15 protein-coding genes are annotated in these 21,815 nt (G+C 68.5%); 10 read left to right on the plus strand and 5 right to left on the minus strand.

Translation table 11 applies throughout. The features are described 5' to 3' along the window. Nucleotides 1-33: 33 nt before the first annotated feature. The 4 genes from QFZ27_RS21695 to QFZ27_RS21710 form a co-directional block, all read right to left on the minus strand. Nucleotides 34-1,917, minus strand: a complete 1,884-nt coding sequence (locus QFZ27_RS21695) for an extracellular solute-binding protein (RefSeq protein WP_429228524.1) — start codon at nucleotides 1,915-1,917, stop codon at nucleotides 34-36. 10 nt (nucleotides 1,918-1,927) lie between these two features. Next, nucleotides 1,928-3,820: an extracellular solute-binding protein gene (locus QFZ27_RS21700; protein WP_429228525.1), complete on the minus strand. Its 1,893-nt coding sequence runs from the start codon at nucleotides 3,818-3,820 to the stop codon at nucleotides 1,928-1,930. Beyond that, a complete protein-coding gene (locus QFZ27_RS21705) occupies nucleotides 3,817-5,664 on the minus strand; it encodes an extracellular solute-binding protein (protein WP_429228526.1) in 1,848 nt (615 codons plus the stop codon). The genes QFZ27_RS21700 and QFZ27_RS21705 overlap by 4 nt, the downstream gene beginning before the upstream one ends. Nucleotides 5,665-5,813: 149 nt before the next feature. Beyond that, nucleotides 5,814-6,470: a c-type cytochrome gene (locus tag QFZ27_RS21710; protein ID WP_429228527.1), complete on the minus strand. Its 657-nt coding sequence runs from the start codon at nucleotides 6,468-6,470 to the stop codon at nucleotides 5,814-5,816. A 231-nt stretch (nucleotides 6,471-6,701) separates the two neighbouring features. Here QFZ27_RS21710 and QFZ27_RS21715 point away from each other — a divergent pair, with 231 nt between their 5' ends. Together QFZ27_RS21715 and QFZ27_RS21720 are read left to right on the plus strand one after the other, a co-directional pair. Beyond that, entirely contained in the window at nucleotides 6,702-7,469 is a 768-nt protein-coding gene (locus QFZ27_RS21715; protein ID WP_429228528.1) for a 3-deoxy-manno-octulosonate cytidylyltransferase, read from the plus strand. Beyond that, the gene (locus QFZ27_RS21720) at nucleotides 7,466-8,320 is read left to right on the plus strand and encodes a prephenate dehydratase (protein ID WP_429228529.1); all 855 of its coding nucleotides are present in this window, start codon (nucleotides 7,466-7,468) and stop codon (nucleotides 8,318-8,320) included. Before QFZ27_RS21715 ends, QFZ27_RS21720 begins: the two co-directional genes overlap by 4 nt. A gap of 15 nt (nucleotides 8,321-8,335) precedes the next feature. Here QFZ27_RS21720 and nudC read toward each other — a convergent pair whose 3' ends face one another. Beyond that, nucleotides 8,336-9,250, minus strand: a complete 915-nt coding sequence (gene nudC, locus QFZ27_RS21725; protein WP_429228530.1) for an NAD(+) diphosphatase — start codon at nucleotides 9,248-9,250, stop codon at nucleotides 8,336-8,338. A gap of 141 nt (nucleotides 9,251-9,391) precedes the next feature. Here nudC and QFZ27_RS21730 point away from each other — a divergent pair, with 141 nt between their 5' ends. The 8 genes from QFZ27_RS21730 to QFZ27_RS21765 all read left to right on the plus strand — a co-directional run bounded on the left by QFZ27_RS21730 (nucleotide 9,392) and on the right by QFZ27_RS21765 (nucleotide 21,800). Continuing rightward, a complete protein-coding gene (locus QFZ27_RS21730) occupies nucleotides 9,392-10,375 on the plus strand; it encodes a tripartite tricarboxylate transporter substrate binding protein BugD (RefSeq protein WP_429228531.1) in 984 nt (327 codons plus the stop codon). Between the two features lie 40 nt (nucleotides 10,376-10,415). After that, on the plus strand, nucleotides 10,416-10,877 hold the full coding sequence (locus QFZ27_RS21735) for a tripartite tricarboxylate transporter TctB family protein (protein WP_429228532.1): 462 nt from the start codon (nucleotides 10,416-10,418) through the stop codon (nucleotides 10,875-10,877). Nucleotides 10,878-10,884: 7 nt separating this feature from the next. Further along, complete coding sequence (locus QFZ27_RS21740; RefSeq protein ID WP_429228533.1) at nucleotides 10,885-12,393, plus strand: tripartite tricarboxylate transporter permease; 1,509 nt, start codon at nucleotides 10,885-10,887, stop codon at nucleotides 12,391-12,393. A gap of 119 nt (nucleotides 12,394-12,512) precedes the next feature. Continuing rightward, nucleotides 12,513-13,898 carry an amidase gene (locus QFZ27_RS21745; protein WP_429228534.1) on the plus strand — a complete coding sequence of 462 codons (1,386 nt, stop codon included), beginning with the start codon at nucleotides 12,513-12,515 and terminating at the stop codon, nucleotides 13,896-13,898. Between the two features lie 85 nt (nucleotides 13,899-13,983). After that, a complete protein-coding gene (locus tag QFZ27_RS21750) occupies nucleotides 13,984-14,379 on the plus strand; it encodes a hypothetical protein (RefSeq protein ID WP_429228535.1) in 396 nt (131 codons plus the stop codon). A 74-nt stretch (nucleotides 14,380-14,453) separates the two neighbouring features. Beyond that, the gene (locus QFZ27_RS21755) at nucleotides 14,454-17,861 is read left to right on the plus strand and encodes a DUF4781 domain-containing protein (protein ID WP_429228536.1); all 3,408 of its coding nucleotides are present in this window, start codon (nucleotides 14,454-14,456) and stop codon (nucleotides 17,859-17,861) included. A gap of 171 nt (nucleotides 17,862-18,032) precedes the next feature. Beyond that, the gene (locus QFZ27_RS21760) at nucleotides 18,033-19,160 is read left to right on the plus strand and encodes an ABC transporter substrate-binding protein (RefSeq protein ID WP_429228537.1); all 1,128 of its coding nucleotides are present in this window, start codon (nucleotides 18,033-18,035) and stop codon (nucleotides 19,158-19,160) included. Between the two features lie 174 nt (nucleotides 19,161-19,334). Continuing rightward, nucleotides 19,335-21,800, plus strand: a complete 2,466-nt coding sequence (locus tag QFZ27_RS21765) for a calcium-binding protein (RefSeq protein WP_429228538.1) — start codon at nucleotides 19,335-19,337, stop codon at nucleotides 21,798-21,800. The last annotated feature ends 15 nt before the right edge of the window (nucleotides 21,801-21,815 follow it).

Below are 21,815 nucleotides of genomic sequence, written 5' to 3' on the forward strand. Positions count from 1 at the left end.
AAGCGGGCTGAGGTGAATGACAAGGGCTGATGATCACCGGCGCCGTCCCCTCAGGGCTTGCGGGTTGTGCTCGCTGTACCACCAAGTGGCGAAACCGAGATTCATCTTGGGCCGTTTGTCCGGCCTTCCGAAGATGTCCCAATACCCGATCCGGTCGATCGGGTCGTAATACAGCATGATCGAATAGAACTGCCAGGTGATGTAGCGATTGAACGCCCTGCTCACCGCGACCCTTTCGTCCCAGTCATCCGTGGAGACCAGGTAGTCGACCATCTCGTCCACGACCGGGTCACGCGTCCCCTGGATGTTGAGCCCACCTTTCTGGTCGGCATAGATCGAATGCCAGCGAGACTTCTGCTCGGCGCCGGGCGGGTAGGCGGGCGGCATGAAGCCAGGCAGGACGTCGAACTCGAACTCGTGCATCCGGTTCTGGAACTGGGGAATGTCCAGCAGCCTGGGCGTCGCCTGGATGCCGATGCGCCGCAAATTCTGGCTGAACGGCAGGATCGTCTTCTCCATCTCGGAATCGAAGAAGATCATCTCGATCGCAGCGACGTCGCCGGTGGCGACGTTGGTCAGTCGGTTGTCGCGCAGCTCCCACCCCGCCTGCTTCAGCAGGTCGAGGGCGGCGCGCAGGTTCGACCGGATATTGCCATTCCCGTCGGAGGTCGGCTGGCGGAATTCGGTGTTGAAGATCTCATCGGGAATGCGGCCCCGGTACTTCTCGAGGATCTCCAACTCCCGGCCCTGGGGCAGGCCTTCGAACATGAACTCGGTGTTGGGGAAATGCCCCTGTGCCCGCTGATAGAGCCCATAATAGCTGGTCTTCTGCGTCGTCTCGAAATCATAAAGATAGTTGAGTGCCCGGCGGACACGTACATCCGAGAACAGCGGCCGGCGCAGGTTGAAGATCAGCATCCCATAGGATTCCGGCGCCTCGGACGGAAACTCCTCCTTCTTGAAGGCGCCCGTCTTCAGGGCCGGCAGGCTGTTGAAGCCGGTGGTCCATTCCTGCGGCGAGGTGATGCTCATGAAATCGAACTCGCCCGCCTTTAGCGCCTCGTACAGGACATTGAAGTCGCGATAATACTGGTAGGTGATCTGGTCGAAGTTGCCCGTGCCGACATTCTGCGGCAGGTCCTTCCCCCAATAATCCTCGACGCGCTCCAGGGTGAAGGACCGGCCCGCGTCGACCGCCTTGAGGCGCCGCCGGCCGCTGCCCAGCATCGGCTCCAGGATCGGCGCGCTGAAGTCGCGGGTCGACCACCAGTGCTTTGGCAGGATCGGCATCCCGGCGACGCCCATCAGAAGCTCGGGATTCGACAGGTCCTTCGCAGTGAAGCGGACGGTACGGTCGTCCAGCACGTCGATCCGGTCGAGATACTCGTAATAGGTTGCCCTGAAGTAGGGGGCCGCCTTCTCGCGGAAGGTCTCGTGGGTGAACAGGATGTCGTCCGTGGTGATCGGCTTGCCGTCATGGAAATGCGGGCCGTCCCGGAGGCGGCAGATCAGCGAGAGTTTGTCGTCCGACTCTTCGACGCTTTCCGCCAAGTTGGCGTATTCGACGGCGAGCTCGTCGAGATTGGAGGAGATCAGGGCCTCGTACAGCGCCGCCATGACCACCCTGGTCGAGGTGCCGAGCGCCGAATAGTCGTTGAGCGTATCGAAGGTCCCCAACGTACCGAGAACCAGCTGGCCGCCCTTGGGCGCATCGGGGTTCACATAATCCCAATGCGCGAAGTTTGCGGGGTACTGGGCGGGACGGTTCAGCAGCGACAGGAAGTGGTTCGGCGGCTTGTATCCGGCCCGAGCGGCGGGCGCCTGGGCGAAGGCTCGGTGCCAGGGCATGGCCTGAACCGTCGCGGCGAGCATCGAGCCCAACGTGAACTGCCGGCGGGTGACTCTCGGATCCCTCATCGCTGGTTCCTCATCCCTGTCCGCGCTTCTGGGCCGCGTCCTTCGCCGGATCGATCCACCAGCTGTCCGGGAAACCGGTGCCGTAAAAGGGCGGCGTCTCCGGCCGTGCGAACTTGTCCCAGAAGGCGAGGCGGTTCTTGTTCAGATAATAGGACGGGATGATGTAGTGGCCGCGCAGCAGCACTCGGTCCAGCGCCCGGGTGGTGGCCTTGATCAGCTCGAGATCCTCGTGTCCGGCGATGATCTCCTTGACCAGCGCGTCGACGACCGGCTCCTTGATTCCGGCCCAGTTGGCGCTGTCCTGCTGGTCGACCGTGGTCGACATGAAATAACCTTCCATCTCCGGGCCGGGCGGCGGGAAGAAGTTCGCCGCGATATAGATCATGTCGTAGTCGAAATCCTGCACGCGGCGCTGATATTGCGGCGTGTCGACGACGCGGATCTCGGTCTTGATTCCCGCCCGCGCCAGATTGGCCACGAAGGGCTGGACCATCCGCAGCAGGCCGTCGTCATTGTCCAGATATTCGAACCGGAAGGGCTGGCCGGTCGCCACGTTGGTCAGCGTGCCGTCCCTGACCTCCCAGCCGGCCTCCTTGAACAGGCGCCAGGCCTCGCGCAGCTGTGGCCGGATCTGGCCGGACCCGTCGGTCTGCGAAACAGCGAAGGGGGTGGTGAAGATCTCAGCCGGAATCTGGTCGCCGAAGCGCTCCAGGATGGTCTTCTCCTCCCCCACCGGCAGGGGGACATCCGTGGTGCCGTAGTCCGAGTTCGGGAAATAGCTCTTCGCCCGAACATATTGGTCGTAGAAGACGTTGCGGTTCGTCCATTCGAAATCATAGAGCAGCGCGATCGCCTGCCGGACCCGCACATCCTGGAAGATCGGGCGCCGGGTGTTGAAGACGAAGCCGATGAAGCCGTTCGGCGTGTTGTCGGGCAGCAACAGCTTCTGGATCCGGCCCGACTTGACGACATCCCGCTCGTATTCGGTGGCCCAACGCTTGGCGCTGTTCTCTTCCCAGAAGTCGAATTCGCCGGCCATGAACGCTTCGAACATCACGTCCTGATCGCGATAATAAGTGTAGGTGATCCGGTCGGCATTGTTCTGGCCGACGCTGACCGGCAGGTCCTCCGCCCACCAGTCGTCGATACGTTCATAAGTGATGCTGCGTCCAGGATCGACCTTGGTGATCCGATAGGGGCCCTCGGACAGCACCGGCTCGATGTAGGATTTGGAGATGTCACGACCCGACGCCTCCCACCACCGCTTCGGCATCGGGCTGAAGCCGCAGATTTTCCCGACGGTGCGCCAGTTGTCGCGGGTGGCGAAGTCGAAGCGGACTTGGCGCTCCGAGACCAGCGTCGCCTTCTCGATATCGACCCAGAACTGCTTCAGCAGCGGGCGCGAATTCGCCTTGATGAAGTCGAAGGCGAAAACGAAATCCTCGGCCAGGATGGGCGTGCCGTCCTGCCATGTCGCCCGGGGATCCAGCGTGAACACGGCATAAGAAAGGTCGTCCGGGACGGCGACGCTTTCGGCGATCATCGGATAGTAGCTGGACAGCTCGTCGCCCGACCCGGTCATCAGGCCGCTCATGATATTGCCGATGCCGGCGGCCCAATCACCTCCGATGCGGATGGTGTCCAGGCGCTCGAAGGTCCCGAGCGCGGCCAGTCGGATGGTTCCGCCCCGGGGCGCCGTCGGGTTGACGTATTTGAACTGCGTGAACTCCAGCGGATAGGCAGGCTCGCCGAACTCCGCAAAGCTCTTCAGCGTCGTCAGGTTACCCGCGCCTGCCGCCAGCTTGGGGCGGGCCAAGGCCGGGATGCCGCCCAGCAGCGGGGCGGCAAAGCCCGTTGCCAGGGCCATCCGCCCGAAATCGCGTCGCGTCAGCATGCTCTTCATCGATTTGTCCGGTTCAGCGCCGCATCTTTCGCCGGATCGATCCACCAGGTCGAGGGGAACGCGATCCCATTCGGGTCGCCGAAGCGATGCGACGGCTGCGTCTTCGGTTGGCCGAAGCGGTTCCAATAGGCCACCCAGGCATCGTTCTTGCCCCATTGCGGGATCAGGTAGTGGTTCCACAACAGCACACGATCGAGCGCCCGGGTCGCAACCTGCAGCGACGACAGGTCGCGGGCGGCCGTGACCTTGTCGATCAGCGCGTCCACCACCGGGTTGCGGATGCCCATCAGGTTGGCCGAGCCCTCGATCCCCGCTTCGCCGGAGCCGAAATAGTTGCGCAGCTCGCTGCCCGGCGGGGGATAGAAGGTGTAGGCGAAGACAGTGACGTCGAAATCGAAGCTCTTATAGCGTTGCTGGAACTGTGCCGCGTCGATGATGCGCAGGCTCGCCTGGATGCCCACCTGCCGCAGCCGGTCGATCAGGGGCTGGGTTACCCGCTCGAATTGGGGCGTATCGTCGACGATCTCGAAGCGCATCGGCTCGCCGGTGGCGATGTTGGTCATCAGCCCGTCACGTTGCTCCCAGCCGCCCTCCTTCAGCAGGCGCAGGGCGGTGCGGATGTTGTCGCGCATATTGCCGCTGCCGTCGGTCTGCGGCAGCGCGAAGGGGGTGTCGAACAGCGCGTCCGGCACCTGGCCGCGGAACGGCTCCAGCAGCGCCTTCTCCTCGCCCTCCGGCACGCCAGAGGAGCGGAAGCCCTCGGCGTTGAAATAGCTGGTCAGCCGGTCATACAGGCCGGAGAACAGGGTCTTGTTGACCCATTCGAAATCGTACAGCCAGCCCAGCGCCTCGCGGACCTTGGGGTCGGAGAACGGGGCGCGGCGCAGATTGAAGAAGTATCCCTGCATGCCGCGGGGATCCTCGCTGGCGATTTCGGCGCGGATGAGGCGGCCGTCGCGCACCGCCGGGATGTCGTAGCCGGTGGCCCAGAACAGCGAGGTGAACTCCTGCCGGAAGTCGGAGTTGCCGCCCTTGAACGCCTCGAACTCGGCGTCGCGGTCGCGATAGTAGTCGTAGCGGATGCGGTCGACATTCCACTGGCCGCGATTCACCGGCAGGTCGCGGCCCCAATAGTCCGGCACCCGCTCCCAGGCCAGCGTCCTGCCGGGATCGACCGAGGCGATGCGATAGGGGCCGCTGCCGAGCGGCGGCTCGACCGTGTTCTCGCCGACATCGCGGCCGTTCGCGGTCCACCAGTGCTTCGGCAGGATCGGCAGCGCGTTCGCCACCTGGCCGACCGGCTTGCGGGTGTTGCGGCTGGCGAAGGTGAAGCGCACCTGGCGGTCGTCCAGCGCCTCGGCGCCGGTGACGTCGCGGAAGAACGACTTCAGGAAGGGCTCGGCCTTGTCCCGCACCGTCTCCCAGCTCCACACCACATCCGCGGCCGTGACCGGCACGCCGTCATGCCAGCGCGCCTCCGGCCGCAAGGCGAAGACGGCCCAGGAGGAGTCGTCCGCGACCGTCACGCTCTCCGCCAGCAGGCCGTAATAGACCCCGGATTCGTCCTGGCTCTCAACCATCAGCGAATCGCTGAGCAGTCCCAGCGAGCGCGGCGGCGTGCCGATCGGGATGACGTTCAGCGTGTCGAAGGTGCCGACCGTGCTCAGCACCAGGCTGCCGCCCTTCGGCGCCTCCGGGTCGGCATAGTCGAAATGGGCGAAGCCGGCCGGGTATTTCGGCTGGCCGAACAGGGCCAGGGCATGGCTCGCCGCCGGCTCCTCCGCCTGGGCCGCGGCCGGGGCCGCGAGGGTGAGGGCGAGCAGGAGGGCGGCAATGACGCGCATGAAAGTCCCGGGCCGGCATTCCGGCACCGTTGCGGCGCCGGTGGATAAGCGGAGTCTAGGGAATCCCACGGGGCGGAAGAAAGCCAGACATAAACGGAAACGGGACCGCTTTTGGCGGTCCCGTGCCGGGAACTGCAAGGCTGCGGCGATCAGCCGCCGCTCTTCGGCGCCTGCTCCGACCCGCCAGCCGGAGCCGGCGCGGCACCGCCTGCCGGCGCCTCGCCCCCCGCAGGGGCCGCGCCGCCGGCGGGAGCGGCATCCGGGCTCGGCAGCGGTGCCGGCGTGTCGGCGTTGGTGCGCAGCCAGGCGATCAGGTCGGCGCGGTCCTTCTCGCTCTTCATGCCGGCATAGGTCATGGTCGTGCCCGGGATGTGCGCCTTCGGACCGGCCAGGAACTCGTTCAGCTCCTCATAGGTCCAGTGCGCGCCTTCCTCGTGCTTCTTCTTGATCGCGGCCGAGTAGTTGAAGTCGTCCTTGTGGCCCATCGGCGCGTCGACCAGGTTCCACTGGTTCGGGCCGACCTTGTTGGCGCCACCCTTCTCGAAGGTGTGGCACGCCGTGCAGGCCTTCGACAGGGCCTGGCCCTTGGCCGGATCGGCGGCCGCCAGCAGCGGCGCGATCGGCGGGATCGACGGCCCGGCCTGCTCGGCGCCGGCAGCCGGCGCAGCAGCAACCGCGCTGGTGTCGACCTTGTACGCGTTCTCGTGCAGCGGCTCCGGCGAGACCAGGATATCGGCCACGATGCCGGTCGCCATTCCGATGATGCCGGCCAGCAGGACAGCAGCGAATATTTTGTTGAATTCCATGCCGGATCTCACCTCGAAGCGCGACGGCAACCTCCCCGGACGCACGACTCGATTCCGACCGTGCGGGCCCGCGGGTCTTGTAGAGGCGTTGCAATCGGTCTGGCAAGGGGCGATGTCCGGCTGCGACACCCTTTGCCGCCGCCGCGGAGGACGGCCACACGGGCCGGCTCCAGCCTTGTCGCGTTTGGCCGGTCTTGACGCCGTCGCGGCAACGGTGGATGACGCGGCATCATGACTTCGTCCAACCCCATCGTCGTCATTCCCGCCCGCCTGGCCGCGACCCGCCTGCCGGACAAGCCGCTGGCCGACATCCATGGCGAGCCGATGATCGTCCATGTCTGGCGCCGCTCGGTTGCGGCCGGCATCGGCCCGGTGGTCGTGGCCTGCGGCGACCGGCCGATCGCCGACGCGATCGAGGCGGCGGGCGGCACCGCCGTGCTGACCGATCCGGATCTGCCCTCGGGCTCCGACCGCATCGCCCAGGCGCTGCGCAGCATCGACCCGGAGGGCCGCCACGACATCGTGGTCAACGTCCAGGGCGACCTGCCGACGCTGGACCCCGCCTTGCCGCGGGCCGCGATGGCGCTGCTGGACGACCCCGCGGTCGACATCGGCACGCTGGCCGCGGTGATCGTGCGCGAGGAGGAGAAGACCAACCCCGCCATCGTCAAGGCGATCGTCGAGCGGGCGGAAGGCGCGCGGACCGGCCGGGCCTTCTATTTCACCCGCACCACGGCGCCGTCGGGCGAGGGGCCGTTGCTGCACCATATCGGCCTCTACGCCTATCGCCGCGCGGCGCTGGAGCGCTATGTGACGCTGCCGCCCTCGGCGCTGGAGCGGCGCGAGAAGTTGGAGCAGCTGCGGGCGCTGACCGCCGGGATGCGGATCGACGTCGCCATCGTCGACACCGTGCCGCTCGGCGTCGACACCCAGGAGGAGCTGGAGCGCGCCCGGCGCCTGCTCGCAGCCAATCTGCCGACTGACGGAGCCGCGCGATGAGGATCTCGTTCCAGGGCTGGGCCGGGGCCAACTCTGACATGGCGTCGCGCCAGGTCTTCCCGGATGCGGAGACGGTGCCGTGCCCGTCCTTCGAGGACGCGCTGGCGGCGATCCATGACGGCCGGGCCGATCTCGGCATGATCCCGATCGAGAACTCGATCGCCGGCCGCGTCGCCGACATGCACCACCTGCTGCCGGAATCGGGCCTGCACATCATCGGCGAGCACTTCCTGCGGGTGAACCATCAGCTGGTGGCGCTGCCCGGAGCGACGCTGGCCGATATCCGCGAGGTGCACAGCCATGTCCAGGCGCTGGGGCAGTGCCGGCAATGGCTGCGGGCCCGCGGGCTGAAGCCGGTCAACCACGCCGACACCGCCGGCGCCGCACGCATGGTGGCCGAACGCGGCGACCCCACCATTGCCGCGATCTCCAGCCGCCTGGCGGCCGAAATCTACCAGCTGCAGATCCTGGCCGGCGACATCGAGGATGCCGAGCACAACACCACCCGCTTCGTCGTGCTGTCGCGCGACCCGGTGCGGCCGAAGCCGAACAACGGCCCGGTGATGACCAGCTTCGTGTTCGAGGTCCGGTCGGTGCCGGCGGCGCTGTACAAGGCGCTGGGCGGCTTCGCCACCAATGGGGTGAACATCACCAAGCTCGAGAGCTACATGCTGGGCGGCCGGTTCAGCCAGACCCAGTTCTACGCCGATGTCGAGGGCCATCCGGACGACCAGGCGCTGCGCCTGGCGCTGGAGGAGCTGCAGTTCTTCACCCGCAACTTCCACATGCTCGGCGTCTACCCGGCCCACCCCTTCCGCCGCGACCCGAGCCAGATCGCCGCGGACGAGTGAGCGGGCGGCTGGCGGTTATCCCTCCGCCAGCCAGTCCTCCAGCAGGCGCCGGGCGATGCTGTCGCGGCGGGGCAGGCGGAACGATTCGTCGTCGACATGGCGGCGCAGCCAGTCCCGCTCGAACCAGGCGGCCGATTCCAGCTCGTCCTCGTCGACCTGGAGCTCGTTGGTGACGGCGCGGCCGGTGAAGCCGACCATCAGCGACTGCGGGAATGGCCAGGGCTGGCTGGAGTGGTAGCGGACGTCGTCGACGACGATGCCGGCCTCCTCCAGCACCTCGCGCTTCACCGTGTCCTCCAGGCTCTCGCCCGGCTCGAGGAACCCGGCCAGCACCGAATGCATGCCCGGCGGCCAGGCCTTCTGGCGGCCCAGCAGCACCCGGTCGCCGTCGTGGATCAGCATGATCACCGCCGGGTCGGTGCGCGGGAAATGCTGCGTGCGGCAGTCCGGGTTGGTGCAGTCGCGGCGGTGGCCGGCATCGCTGCTGGCGGTCGCGTGGCCGCAGACGCCGCAGAAGCGGTGGCGCGAATGCCACCACATCATGCCGCGGGCATAGGCCAGCAGGGCGCCCTCGTCATGCGGCAGCAGCGGGCCGACGGCGCGCAGGTCGAGGAAGCTGCCCAGGCCCGACAGCACCGGGTCGGCGGCCGGATCGGCCAGGCCGCTGACATCGACCGCGAGATAGGTGACGTCGCCGTTGACGCCCAGCATCACCACCTCGGCCGCGGCTTCGCGCCACCAGGCTTCGGTGGCCGGCAGGGCGGCGGCGTGCGGCGCCTCCGGCGGCCCGGCGATCAGGTTGCGGCCCTGCCACACCGGCAGAATCCGGGTGTGCTCGCTGACCGTGATGCGGGCGATCCACTCGGTGTCGCGGCGGAAGCGGCCGGCGCGGTCGAGCGACGGATGGACGTAGAAGTTGGGGCGAAGCATGGCCCGACACTGGCACGGCCCCGGTTTCGGCGCCAGAGGCCGGAAAAGCAACTGTGCCATCCGGGAAGGACAGGCTAGATTGCATAAAAATGATGGCCGGCAGAAATCGGCTTGGAGCACGACACGAAGGGGGTCACGTCAATGAAGCATCGTCGCCGGATCGGCCTCGGCATCCTCGCCGCCGCAGCCCTTGCCTTTGCCCTGCCGACCGCCGCGCAGGATTATCCGAACCGCGTCATCACCATGGTCGTGCCCTTCGCCGCCGGCGGGCCGACCGACACGGTGGCGCGGCTGATCGCCGAGCCGATGAGCAAGACGCTCGGCCAGCAGGTGATCGTCGAGAATGTCGGCGGCGCCGGCGGCACCATCGGCGCGTCCCGCGTCGCCAAGGCCGACCCCGACGGCTACACCCTGCTGCTGCACCATATCGGCCAGGCCACCAGCGCCACGCTGTACCGCAACCTCGACTACAAGCCGGGCGACGCCTTCGCCGGCATCGGCCTGGTCACCGACGTGCCGATGACCTTCGTCGCCCGCGGCGACTTCGAGGCCAAGTCGATGCAGGAGCTGGTCGAGTACGCGAAGTCGCACAAGGACGAGGTGACGGTCGCCAATGCCGGCGTCGGCTCGGCCTCGCATCTCTGCGGCATGCTGTTCATGAATGCGATCGGCACTCAGCTGACCACCGTCGCCTACAAGGGCACCGGCCCGGCGATGAACGACCTGCTCGGCGGCGTGTTCGACTTCATGTGCGACCAGACCACCAACACCACCAGCCAGATCAAGGGCGGCAAGATCAAGGTCTACGCCGTCACCACCGAGAAGCGCGTGCCGTCGCTGCCCGATGTGCCGACCACCACCGAGGCCGGGCTGCCCGACTTCAGGATCGGCATCTGGCACGGGCTCTATGCGCCCAAGGGCACGCCGCAGCCAATGGTCGACAAGCTCGAGGCCGCGCTGCAGGCCGCGCTGAAGGACCCGAACGTGGTCGCCCGCTTCGCCGACCTCGGCACCGAGCCGGTGCCGCTCGACCAGGCTACCCCGGCGGCGCTCGATGCCTATCTCAAGGCCGAGATCGCCAAATGGGCGCCGGTGATCACGGCAGCCGGCGTCTACGCCGACTGAGCACGCGCATCCCGTTCCAACCCCGGACTCAGGAGTCGCGATGCGCCTCTCCATCCGTCATCCCAAGGACTTCTGGTCCGGGCTGATCTTCCTGGCCCTGGCGATCGGCTTCGGCTGGATGGCCCAGGGCTACTCCATGGGCCGCGCCATCAAGATGGGGCCGGGCTATTTCCCGACCGTGCTGGCCGGGATCCTGGCCCTGATCGGGCTGATCACCCTGGTGCGCTCCTTCGTGCTGGAGGGGGAGGGCGTCGGGCAATGGGCCTGGCGTGGCGGTGCGGTGGTGCTGGCGGCGATGCTGCTGTTCGGGCTGCTGCTGCGCGGCGGCGGCCTGGTCGTCGCGGTGCTGGTGGTGGTCTTCGTCGGCGCCGCTGCCAGCGTCAAGTTCCGGGTGCCGGTCGCGGCGGCGGCGGCGGTCGTCATGGCCGCCTTCTGCTTCGCCGTCTTCGTCTGGGGGCTCGGCCTGCCGATCCCTCTCTTCGGCCGCTGGTTCGGGAACTGAGGCGACGATGGACCTTCTGAACAACCTGATCCTGGGTTTCAGCGTCGCCTTCACGCTGACCAATCTCAGCTACTGCTTCGTCGGCGTGCTGCTCGGCACGCTGGTCGGGGTGCTGCCGGGCCTCGGCCCGACCGCGACCATCGCCATGCTGCTGCCGGCCACCTTCGTGCTGCCGCCGGTCGCGGCCCTGATCATGCTGGCCGGCATCTATTACGGCTCGCAATACGGCGGCTCGACGACGGCGATCCTGATCAACCTGCCCGGCGAATCGGCCTCGGTGGTGACCGCGATCGACGGCTACCAGATGGCCAGGCAGGGGCGGGCCGGCGCCGCCCTGGCCGCCGCCGGCATCGGCTCCTTCTTCGCCGGCACGGTGGCGACGTTCCTGATCGCGCTGTTCGCGCCGCCGCTGGCCGCCATCGCGCTCAAATTCGGCCCGGCCGAATACTTCTCGCTGATGATACTGGGCCTCGTCGCCTCGGTCGCCCTGGCGCATGGCTCGGTGCTGAAGGCGCTCGGCATGATCGCTCTCGGCCTCTTGCTCGGCATGGTCGGGCAGGATGTCGAGACCGGCACGCCGCGCTACACCTTCGGCATCCCCGAGCTGTCGCAGGGCATCAATTTCGTCGCCATCTCGATGGGCCTGTTCGGCATCGCCGAGATCATCCGCAATCTCGAGGCCGAGCACCTGCGCGACGTGATGGTCAGCAAGGTCTCGGGGCTGATGCCGACGCGGCAGGAACTGCGCCGCATGGCCCCGGCGATCCTGCGCGGCACCACGCTGGGCTCGATCCTCGGCATCCTGCCGGGCGGCGGCTCGATCCTGTCTTCCTTCGCGGCCTATTCGCTGGAGAAGAAGATCTCCCGCCGGCCGCAGGATTTCGGCAGGGGCGCGATCGAGGGCGTCGCCGGGCCGGAAGCGGCCAACAACGCCGGCGCCCAGACCTCCTTCATCCCGATGCTGACGCTCGGCATCCCGCCGACGCCGGTGATGGCACTGATGGTCGGCGCCATGATCATCAAGGGCATCCAGCCGGGCCCGCTGGTGATGACCGAGCAGCCCGACCTGTTCTGGGGCCTGATCGCCTCGATGTGGATCGGCAACTTCTTCCTGATCGTGCTGAACCTACCGCTGATCGGCATCTGGGTCCGGCTGCTCAAGGTGCCGTACCACCTGCTGTTCCCAGCGATCCTGGCGTTCTGCTGCATCGGCGTCTACAGCCTCAACAACAACGTCTTCGACGTCTATCTGACCGTGGTCTTCGGCCTGGTCGGCTACATCCTGGTCAAGCTGGACTGCGAGCCGGCGCCGCTGCTGCTCGGCTTCATCCTGGGGCCGATGATGGAGGAGAATCTGCGCCGTGCCATGCTGCTGGCGCGCGGCGATGTGACCGTGTTCGTCACCCGGCCGATCAGCGCCGTGCTGCTGGTGCTGACCGTGGGCGTGCTGCTGGTGATGATCAGCCCGGCCATCCGCCGCAAGCGCGAGGAGGCGTTCCAGGAGGAGCCGGGCTAGCGGCGCCTCCGCCGCAACCCCTCCATGCCGAGAGAAGATGTCCGGCCATTCGGCTTGGCCGGCCGCCGGTTTTCCGCTTACCTGGGCAGGACAACCGTCTTCCTGCTCAGCGGTGACGCATGACCTCGCTTGCCGATCTCTCCGCCGTCGATCTCGTCGCCCGCTACCGCGACCGCAGCCTGTCGCCGGTCGAGGCGGCCGAGGCGGTGCTGCAGCGGATCGAGGCCTGGGAGCCGAAGCTGCAGGCGCTGTGGGCGCTCGATGCGGCCGCCGCCCGCGCCGCCGCGGCCGATTCGGCCAGGCGCTGGGCCGAGGGGCGGCCGCTCGGCCCGGTCGACGGCGTGCCGGTGACGATCAAGGAGAACATCGCCACGAAGGGCGTGCCGGTGCCGGTCGGCACCGCCGCGACGCCGCTGGTGCCGGCGGCCGAGGACGCGCCGCCCGCGGCCCGGCTGCGCGAGTCCGGCGCCGTGATCCTGGCAAAGTCCACCATGCCGGATTTCGGCATGCTGTCCTCCGGCCTCTCCAGCTTCCACAAGCTGGCGCGCAACCCCTGGGATCTGTCGACCAATCCGGGCGGCTCCAGCGCCGGGGCCGGGGCGGCGGCGGCCGCCGGCTACGGGCCGATCCACATCGGCACCGATATCGGCGGATCCATCCGGCTGCCGGCCGCCTGGTGCGGTATCGTCGGGCTGAAGCCCAGCCTAGGGCGGATCCCGATCGACCCGCCCTATGTCGGCCGCGTCGCCGGGCCGATGACCCGAACCGTCGCCGACACGGCCCTGGCGATGTCGGTGCTGTCGCGGCCGGACGGGCGCGACGGCATGAGCCTGCCGCCGGCGGCGATCGACTGGTCCGACCTCACCATCGATCCGAAAGGGCTGCGCATCGGCCTGATGATGGAGATCGGCGCCGGCATGGCGCTGGACCCCGAAGTCGGGCAGGCGGTGACCGCCGCCGCCCGGCTGTTCGAGGCGGCCGGCGCCGTGGTCGAGCCGGTGCCGGCGATCCTGACCCGGGAGATGCTGGACGGGCTCGACGATTTCTGGCGGGCGCGGGCCTGGGACGATGTCGAGAAGCTGCCGGAAGACGGCCGGGCGAAGATCCTGCCCTATATCCGCGCCTGGGCGGAATCGGGAGCGCAGCGCTCCGGCCTTGCCGTGATCCGCGGCTTCAACCAGACCATGGCGATCCGCAAGGCGGCGGCCAGGCTGTTCGCCGGGCTCGACTTCGTGCTGTCGCCGACGGCGCCGGTCGCCCGCTTCCCGGCCGACTGGGCCTCGCCGCTGAACGACCCGGAGAAGCCGTTCGAGCATATCGGCTACACCGTGGCCTGGAACATGTCGGAGCAGCCGGCGGTCTCGATCAACTGCGGGTACACCAGGGCCGGGGCGCCGATCGGGCTGCAGATCGTCGGCCGCCGCTTCGACGATCTCGGCGTGTTGCGCTTGGCCCAGGCCTATGAGGACCGCCGCGGCCCGCAGCGTCCCTGGCCGGCCTTGTGAAACGCCGATCCCTGGAACATCCTGGAGCGGTCATCCGTTCCTACTACCGGACATGCTGCCGGATGGTCTGATGTCGAGGGGGGGCATGGATCGGGCGGACCGTGAGATCGCCATGCTGGAGACCCTTGCGGCCAAGGGGCTGCCGACGGCTGCGATCGTCGGCAAGACCACCGTGCACGGCCAGCCGGCCATCATCTTCGAACGGTATTCCGGCAGCAGCGCCAACATCGTGCGGGACCGGTCGGTCGTCGACGACAGGCTGCTGAGCGAGGCCAGCGTCGCCAGCCTGTCCCGTATCCGGGCCCTCATGCTGGAGACGCCGGTCGCCGTGGACCGGCTCAACCTCCTGATCCGTGCGGACGGGGCATTCGTGCTGTCGGACCCCGGCGCGGTGTGGGAAGGCCGGCGGCCGCCGCAGGACCAAGTCGCGCTGATCGACCTGCTGCTCGCGGCGGCTGAGGCGAAACTCGGGCGGCCATGACCTTCGCCCTCGGGCCATTGGCCTGAAGCGCGCATCTCGGGTCTGGTCTGTCCTTATGGGGGAGGGGCGCTGTCATGGTCTTTCCAGCCGATCGCTCCAGCGGCCTGCCGCCTTACTCGCCGCGCGTGGATCGCGGCAAGCCGGACAGCCCGGTCCGTTTCGTGGATGTGGTCGATGCCGTCCGCAAGGAAGGCCGCCCCGTCTCGGGGACCCCGGACGCCCCGGCGCAAGCTCTTCCCGAGGATCCGCCGAAGCCGCCGTCAGGGCTGATCGACCCGGCCAAGACCATCGCCGACGACCGACGCCACCGGATCGACGACTGGGCCGGCGGGGCGGATGACAGTGTCCTGCCCTGGAACGACGATTCCCACGACAAGGTCGCGCATGCGCTGCGCGGGAACTCCGGGCTCGGCGGGCTGACGCAGGATGAGCAGCGCTATCTGGTCGACCGGGCGCTCGACAAATGGGTCCGCGAGGGCGAGACCTATTCCTCGCCGCGGGACCTGGCACGGGACGTTCGCGGCGACGGAACCCTGGGGCCGCTGGTGGCCGAGCGCTGCGCCGTCAAGGCCGCCGCCCTGGAGGCGGGGCAGCGCCGCAAGCCGGCGTCCGAGCGCAACGGGGATGCGGTCGACATCGGCGGCGCTGCCATCGTCGCGCTGCATGTCGAGCCGGGCCGCAAAACCGATGCGGCGCAGCAGGCCGCGCTGCGGCGGCTGGTCGAGCAGCTGGGACCGGCCAAGGCGGCGGGCCTCGCCGAGGCGCTGTCCTCGCCCGGCCTCGAGACCGAATACGCCTCGGCGACGCTCGAGGCCCTCAATGCCGGGCCGTTCACCGACAGCGGCTGGGCCTTCACCACCAGCGCCTTCTCCACCACCCAGGAACAGCGCTACGGCCAGGGCACGGACCTGTCGATGCCGATGGCCAAGGCCCTCGCCCGCGGGCTGTTCCCGCAGGACCCGCAGCGGCAGCAGCGGGAGGCGCAGCGGATCGGCGACCTGCTGTCATCGCCGACCGGCCGGTCGCTGCTGACGCCGCCCAACGCCGTTCTCGGCGAGGACAAGGTCGGGCCGGAGCGCCGGGCCCAGGCCTTGGCTGTGGTGCTGCAGAACCCGGAGATCACGGTCGCCCGCCTGTCGCGCGACGGCTTCGATCCCTGGGCCAGCCCGCTGATCGCCACGCCGATCGCTCAGGACCAGGCGGATCGAGCGCTTGCGGCCAGCCGGCAGACGCCTGAGGCGATTGCCGACCGCATCGGTGGCGGCAGCGGCGTCGGCATCCCGGAAGAGCTGCACGGCACCCAGCTCGACAACCGGGTCGGCCAGGCGATGAACTTCCCGCCCGAAGGCATCTCCGCCGACACGCCGCCTGACAAGCTGAAGCAGCTGAATGACGAGGCCGCCCGGGGCGGGCATTCCTTCTACGCCACCGGCGACAACGCCGGGACGGTGCGGAAGATCACCGCCACGATCCGGGATCTGAGCGGCGACACCGCCCGGGTCACGGTGCTGCCGATCCAGTATTCCAGCCGCCAGACCGGGCCGGTGGCGCTGCCGCTCTTCCGGGTCGAGGGCAAGGACGGCAAGGCCTGGTTCGTCGACAATCTGGGCGCGCGGTACGACAGCTTCGGCGAATGGACCGGCAAGAACCAGCTGCCGCCCGGAAACGTCACCTATCCCAAGGGCGGCGAGCTGAAGCCGGGCCCCGACGGCAAGGTGGCGCTGGACAGCCGCAACACCCCGAAGACGGTGGACACGATCGGCGAACAGCTGCTGGAGGCCGGCGACATGGCCGCCCTGGCCGGCGGCCTGCTGGCCGGCGGGGCGATGATGATCGGCAGCGGCGGCACCGCGGCCCCGGTGGTGATGATCGCCGCCGGGGCGTGGGTCTCGGGCCGCGGTGCGCAGACCCTGGCCGAGCGTGACGACATCGGCCTGTCGAACGATCTCGGCGACCCGCAGGCGAGGGCCGCCTATTTCAACATCGCGGCCGGCGTGCTGAGCGGTCTCCCGCTCGGCCGCGCCGCCTTCCTGGCCCGGACCGGCCAGGACGTGACCATGCCCGGAGCCTGGGCCGTCGCCAACGGTACCGCGATCGGGGCGGACACCGTGGCGGCCGGCAACACCGGATACACCCTGGTCACGGACTGGAACGATCTCGACCCGGCCCAGCGCTTCGAGATGGGCCTGGGCATGGCGTTCTGGACCGTCTCCGCCGGTGCCATGGCCCGGCAGGCCTTTCAGCCGCGCCCCGTCGCGCCAGCCGATCCGCCCGCATCGACCTCGCGTCCCGGCGAAGACGCGCCGCCCGACCCGTCCGCACCGGCCCCTCGTCCGGACGGAGAGGCGCCGCCGCCGACCCCGCCGCGCGAGGCGCCCCCGGTCGCCCGGAATCCGTCCCGGACGCTCGACCTGCGCCCCGGCGACGACCGGAGCTCTCCGCGAACGCAGAAGATCGCGTTCCCCCGAATCGACATGGATCGGGTCCGGGTCGCCGGCCGCCTGCCGGCGGATGACGGCAGCGTCGGGCGTGCCCGACTGCGGACGCTCAATGCATTGCTAGTGAAGAAGGGCATCGAGTCCGTCGACGTCGCCCATCTCGCCGCCGCCGACGGCACCGGCCATGTCGTAGACGTCCACGGCAACCGATTCAGCGTGCCGGAGCTGTTCACGAAGTCGATGGTCTTGCGGGATGATGCGTACGAGCCGATCGTCCTGAACTTCCCGCGGCCGAGCGCCGAGGCGGATGCCTTCGCGCAGCGCGTGGCCGACTACAGCGGCGTCGATGTCTATGTGACGGGCTCGCGAGATCGCGGCTGGTGGAACGTCTTCCATCGGAAGGCGGTGCCCCAGGGGCCGAGCGGCAGGATCGAGGTCGAGAACGGCCGGACATTTACGGTCGATGGTCAGGGCCGGCGCCGGGCGATCGACCCCGAGGACAATCTCGGCGAGGTCCTGGGAGTGGGGGCCGAGAAGACCGCCTTCGCCTTCGGCGACGATCATGTGATCGTCGTCTACAAGGATCAGGAGCCCGAGGTGCGGAAGACGGGCGGGATCCTCTACGACCCGCAGCATGAGCAGTCGGTTCTCGCCGGGCTCGATCGCCTCGGCTTCCCGATCGTGAAGACCCGGGCCGAGTTCGAGGTCAACGGGCAGAAGGCCTTCCTGCAGGACCGCTACGTCGCCAACGACCGGGATCTCGACTATCGCATCGATGCCGGCGACCGGCCGCTCGGCGCCACGCTGCTGAACCAGAACAGCATCTCGAGCCTGAAGGCGATCCGCGCCCTGCTGGTCAGCAAGGATGTCGCCATCCACGACCTGCAGTTCCTGATCGACAAGGACGGCCGCTTCGTGATCGCCGACCCGGTCGGCTTTCAGCACGGGCTGGACGATGCGGGCCGGACCAAGCAGGCGAAAAATCTGCGGGAGATCGACGCCCTCATCCGCAGGGCCGAGATCAATGGCTGGCCGCGGAACTAGGCCGGTGCTGTTAGCGCCGACGCCTGTTCCCGAGCCGTCATTGCGAGGAGGCGAAGCCGACGAAGCAATCCATGTCTCCGCGCGAGCTGCCTCATAGATGTCTATTGATTATCATTCGCATTTCCTCCATTGAATTTGCCTGACGTAACATTTCATTCCGGACCTGCCGCCATGATGTCCCGACGCACCCTCGGCCTTGCCGCGGCCCTTCTGTTCGCCGCCGGCGCGGCGCCGGCGGCCGAGACCCGGACGGTGGAGGACGTCGCCGGCCGCAGCGTCCAGGTGCCGGCCGAGGCGAAGCGGATCATCCTGGGCGAGGGGCGGCAGATCTACCTGCTGGCGGCGCTCGACACCGAGGCGCCGTTCCAGCGCGTCGTCGGCTGGCGCGACGATCTCGAGAAGGCCGATCGCGACGGCTACGAGATCTACCGCCGGAAATATCCCTTCATCGCCGACCTGCCGCGCTTCGGCGGCGCCAAGGAGGGCACCTTCGACGTCGAGCAGGCGCTGACGCTGCATCCCGACCTGGTGGTGATGAACCTCGAATCGAAGCTGGCGACCGACGAGGGCGGGCTGATCGACAAGCTGGCTGCCGTCGGCATCCCGGTTGTGTTCATCGATTTCCGCGAGCGGCCCTTCGAGAATGCGGAGAAGAGCATCCGCATCCTCGGCCAGGTGATCGGGCGCGAGCAGCGGGCGGAGGAGGTGATCGCCTTTCGTCGCGCCGAGATCGAGAAGGTCACCGGCCGGCTCGCATCCTATGCCGGGCCGCGGCCGCAGGTGATGATCGACCGCGCCGGCGGCTACAGCGACGAATGCTGCATGTCCTTCGGCGACGAGAATTTCGGCCGCATGGTCTCGGTCGCCGGCGGCGACAACATCGCCCGCGACCTGATCCCCGGCACCTTCGGCACGCTGAACCCGGAGCAGATCGTCGCGTCGAAGCCGGATGTGGTGGTCGTCACCGGCAGCAACTGGACGCTGTACGAGACCGCCGGCGCCTGGGTCGGAGTCGGCCCAGGCGCCGACCGCGACGTCAGTCGTGCCCGGTTGCAGGCGCTGATGCAGCGGCCGGCCTTCACCACCATCCCGGCGACGCAGACCGGCCGGGTGCACGCTATCTGGCACCAGTTCTACGATAGCCCCTACCAGTTCGTGGCGATCCAGGCGCTGGCGAAATGGCTGCATCCGGAGCTGTTCGCCGACCTCGACCCGGACGCCACCTTCCGCAGCTTCCACGAGCGCTTCCTGCCGGTGGAGTACCGGCCCGGTTACTGGGTCTCGCTGACGCCGGGGTGAAGGCAGACGGTCCTACGGCAATGACCCATGTCATGAAAACGACACCCGCCGCCCCTAGATTGCCTGCCAGCGACATATCGATCTGAAGAGCCGGAGCGCGTCGCGAGCGCTCGACGAACCGGCCGGGAAGGGGGCCGCCCAGGGTGGCGGCGGATCGAGAGGAGGGCTGAGCCCATGCCAGGACCCGTCGGACCCGAATTCGTCGTCAACACCTGGAACGGCGCATGGCAGGACAACCCGGACGTCACGACGCTGCCGAACGGCAACATCGCGGTCGTCTGGGACTCGCTGTATCTGGAAGACGACCTGGACGTGCAATACGCCGCCGTCCAGATCTTCCGCCCCGACGGCACGCCGGTCGGCAACGAGAAGATCCTGTCGGACCTCGCCCTCGTCGCCAACCATGCCCGGATCGAGGCGCTCGCGGGCGGCGGCTTCGCGGCGGTGTGGGAGGGCAGCCCCGATTCGGTCCTGGAACGTGCCGACATCTACACCGCCGTCTATGACGACAACGGCAACCGCGTCAGCGCGATCCAGAAGGTCAACCAGCCCACCGACGACTACTACTTCGCCCCCGAGATCGTCTCCCGTGCCGATGGCGGCTACACCGTCATCTGGTCGCGGGAAGGGACGGCCGATGGCGAAGCGGCGTTCCATGGCGACAACTCCTTCGCCCGGAGCTTCTCGGCGGCCGGCTTGCCCATCGACGACGTGTTCCAGCTCAACCAGCGGACCTTCGGCGACCAGCACGACGTCCGCGCGGTGCAGCTTTCCAACGGCAATATCGTCACCGTCTGGGAAAGCGAGTATGCCGGGCAGAGCCTCTACGGCACCCCTTCGGACCTGCGCGCGCGCATCCTCGGCGCCGACGGCCGGCCGGTCACGGCGGAATTCGGCCTGTCCTCCGAGACCAACGGTCCCAACAGCGGCTTCGCGCTGACCAACACGGATGTGTCCGTCGCGGCGCTCACCGGTGGCCGCTTCGTCGCGACCTGGGTGGAGACCGTTCTCGAAGGCCAACCGAACGGCGACACCGCCTTTCGCCTCTACGGCCGGATCTTCGGGGCGGACGGCCGGCCCGAGGGAGCGACGTTCCAGATCAACACCTTCGACAGCGAGATCCCGGACCATTCCAGCGTGGTCGGCCTGGCGGGCGGCGGCTTCGTCGTGGTCTGGGACCAGTGGCCCCCGGACGCATGGCCGCTGCCGGACCGGCACTTCGAGGAAGTGTTCGGCCAGTATTTCTTCGAGGACGGGCGCAAGGTCGGCGCCAACTTCCTGGTCAACCAGTCCTATGTCGGCAACCAGGAATGGCCGTCGGTCACCGCGCTGGAGACCGGCGGGTTCTTCGTGGCCTATGAGAGCGAGGATCTCGACGGCGACGACGACGGCATCGGCGGCCGCGTGTTCTCCGGCGTCACCGTTGCCACGCTGACCGGCTCCGCCGGCGGCGATCTGCTGCAAGGCGGCAGCGGCAGCGAGCGCATCCGGGGCCTCGACGGCAACGACCAGCTGGTCGGGAATGGCGGCGACGATATCCTGACAGGTGAGGGCGGCAACGACGTGCTCCGCGGCGGCGCCGGGGCCGACTGGCTCGACGGCGGCGCCGGCATCGACACCGTCAGCTACTACACCGCCACGGTCGGCGTGACGGTGGATCTCGCCACCGGCAAGGGCACCGGCGGCGAAGCCCAGGGTGACCGCCTGGTCTCGATCGAGAACGTCTCAGGCAGCCAGGCGGGCGACACCCTCACCGGCAACACCGGCGCCAACACCCTGCAGGGCTGGAACGGCAACGACGTGCTCCGCGGCGCCGCCGGGGCCGACCGGCTGGATGGCGGCGCCGGCATCGACACCGCCAGCTATTGGGGCGCGACGGTCGGCGTGACGGTGAATCTCGCCGCCGGCACGGGCACCGGCGGCGAGGCCCAGGGCGACATCCTGATCGGGATCGAGCACCTCTCCGGCAGCCAGGCCAACGACACTCTCACCGGCAATGCCGGCGCCAACACGCTGCAGGGCTGGAACGGCAACGACGTGCTCCGCGGCGGCGCCGGGGCCGACCGGCTGGACGGCGGCGCCGGCGTCGACACCGCGAGTTACTGGGGCGAGACAGCCGGCGTGACGGTGAATCTCGCCACCGGCACGGGCACCGGCGGCCATGCCCAGGGCGACATCCTGATCGGGATCGAGAACGTCAGCGGCGGCAGGGCGGGGGACACCCTGATCGGCAGCAATGGGGCCAATGCGCTCAACGGCTACGAAGGCAACGACCTGCTCCGCGGTGGCGCCGGCAAGGACTCGCTGACCGGCGGCAGCGGCGCCGACCGCTTCGTCTTCGCTGCGACGGGCGACAGCGCCGTGGGCGCCAACGCCGACCGGATCACCGATTTCAGCCGGGCCCAGGGCGACCGGATCGACCTGTCGGGGATCGACGCCAATTCGGCCGCCGCCGGCACCCAGGCCTTCAGCTTCATCGGCAGCGGCGCCTTCACCCATCACGCCGGCCAGCTGCGCGCCGTCGTCACCAGCCCCGGCGTCATCACCATCGCCGGGGACGTCAACGGCGACGGGGTTTCGGACTTCCACATCCAGCTGACCGGCGGCATCGCACTGGTCGCGGGCGATTTCGTGCTGTAGCGGCCGGCTGTCGGC

Origin of the sequence: Inquilinus ginsengisoli, assembly GCF_050434925.1 — a bacterium.
In the GTDB taxonomy this organism is placed as follows: Bacteria; Pseudomonadota; Alphaproteobacteria; order DSM-16000; family Inquilinaceae; genus Inquilinus; species Inquilinus ginsengisoli_B.

Bases quoted from the DNA above. Each gene is read 5' to 3' on its own strand.
- QFZ27_RS21695 (WP_429228524.1), bottom strand. From the start codon at position 1,917: ATGAGGGATCCGAGAGTCACCCGCCGGCAGTTCACGTTGGGCTCGATG.
- QFZ27_RS21700 (WP_429228525.1), bottom strand. From the start codon at position 3,820: ATGAAGAGCATGCTGACGCGACGCGATTTCGGGCGGATGGCCCTGGCA.
- QFZ27_RS21705 (WP_429228526.1), bottom strand. From the start codon at position 5,664: ATGCGCGTCATTGCCGCCCTCCTGCTCGCCCTCACCCTCGCGGCCCCG.
- QFZ27_RS21710 (WP_429228527.1), bottom strand. From the start codon at position 6,470: ATGGAATTCAACAAAATATTCGCTGCTGTCCTGCTGGCCGGCATCATC.
- QFZ27_RS21715 (WP_429228528.1), top strand. From the start codon at position 6,702: ATGACTTCGTCCAACCCCATCGTCGTCATTCCCGCCCGCCTGGCCGCG.
- QFZ27_RS21720 (WP_429228529.1), top strand. From the start codon at position 7,466: ATGAGGATCTCGTTCCAGGGCTGGGCCGGGGCCAACTCTGACATGGCG.
- nudC (WP_429228530.1), bottom strand. From the start codon at position 9,250: ATGCTTCGCCCCAACTTCTACGTCCATCCGTCGCTCGACCGCGCCGGC.
- QFZ27_RS21730 (WP_429228531.1), top strand. From the start codon at position 9,392: ATGAAGCATCGTCGCCGGATCGGCCTCGGCATCCTCGCCGCCGCAGCC.
- QFZ27_RS21735 (WP_429228532.1), top strand. From the start codon at position 10,416: ATGCGCCTCTCCATCCGTCATCCCAAGGACTTCTGGTCCGGGCTGATC.
- QFZ27_RS21740 (WP_429228533.1), top strand. From the start codon at position 10,885: ATGGACCTTCTGAACAACCTGATCCTGGGTTTCAGCGTCGCCTTCACG.
- QFZ27_RS21745 (WP_429228534.1), top strand. From the start codon at position 12,513: ATGACCTCGCTTGCCGATCTCTCCGCCGTCGATCTCGTCGCCCGCTAC.
- QFZ27_RS21750 (WP_429228535.1), top strand. From the start codon at position 13,984: ATGGATCGGGCGGACCGTGAGATCGCCATGCTGGAGACCCTTGCGGCC.
- QFZ27_RS21755 (WP_429228536.1), top strand. From the start codon at position 14,454: ATGGTCTTTCCAGCCGATCGCTCCAGCGGCCTGCCGCCTTACTCGCCG.
- QFZ27_RS21760 (WP_429228537.1), top strand. From the start codon at position 18,033: ATGATGTCCCGACGCACCCTCGGCCTTGCCGCGGCCCTTCTGTTCGCC.
- QFZ27_RS21765 (WP_429228538.1), top strand. From the start codon at position 19,335: ATGCCAGGACCCGTCGGACCCGAATTCGTCGTCAACACCTGGAACGGC.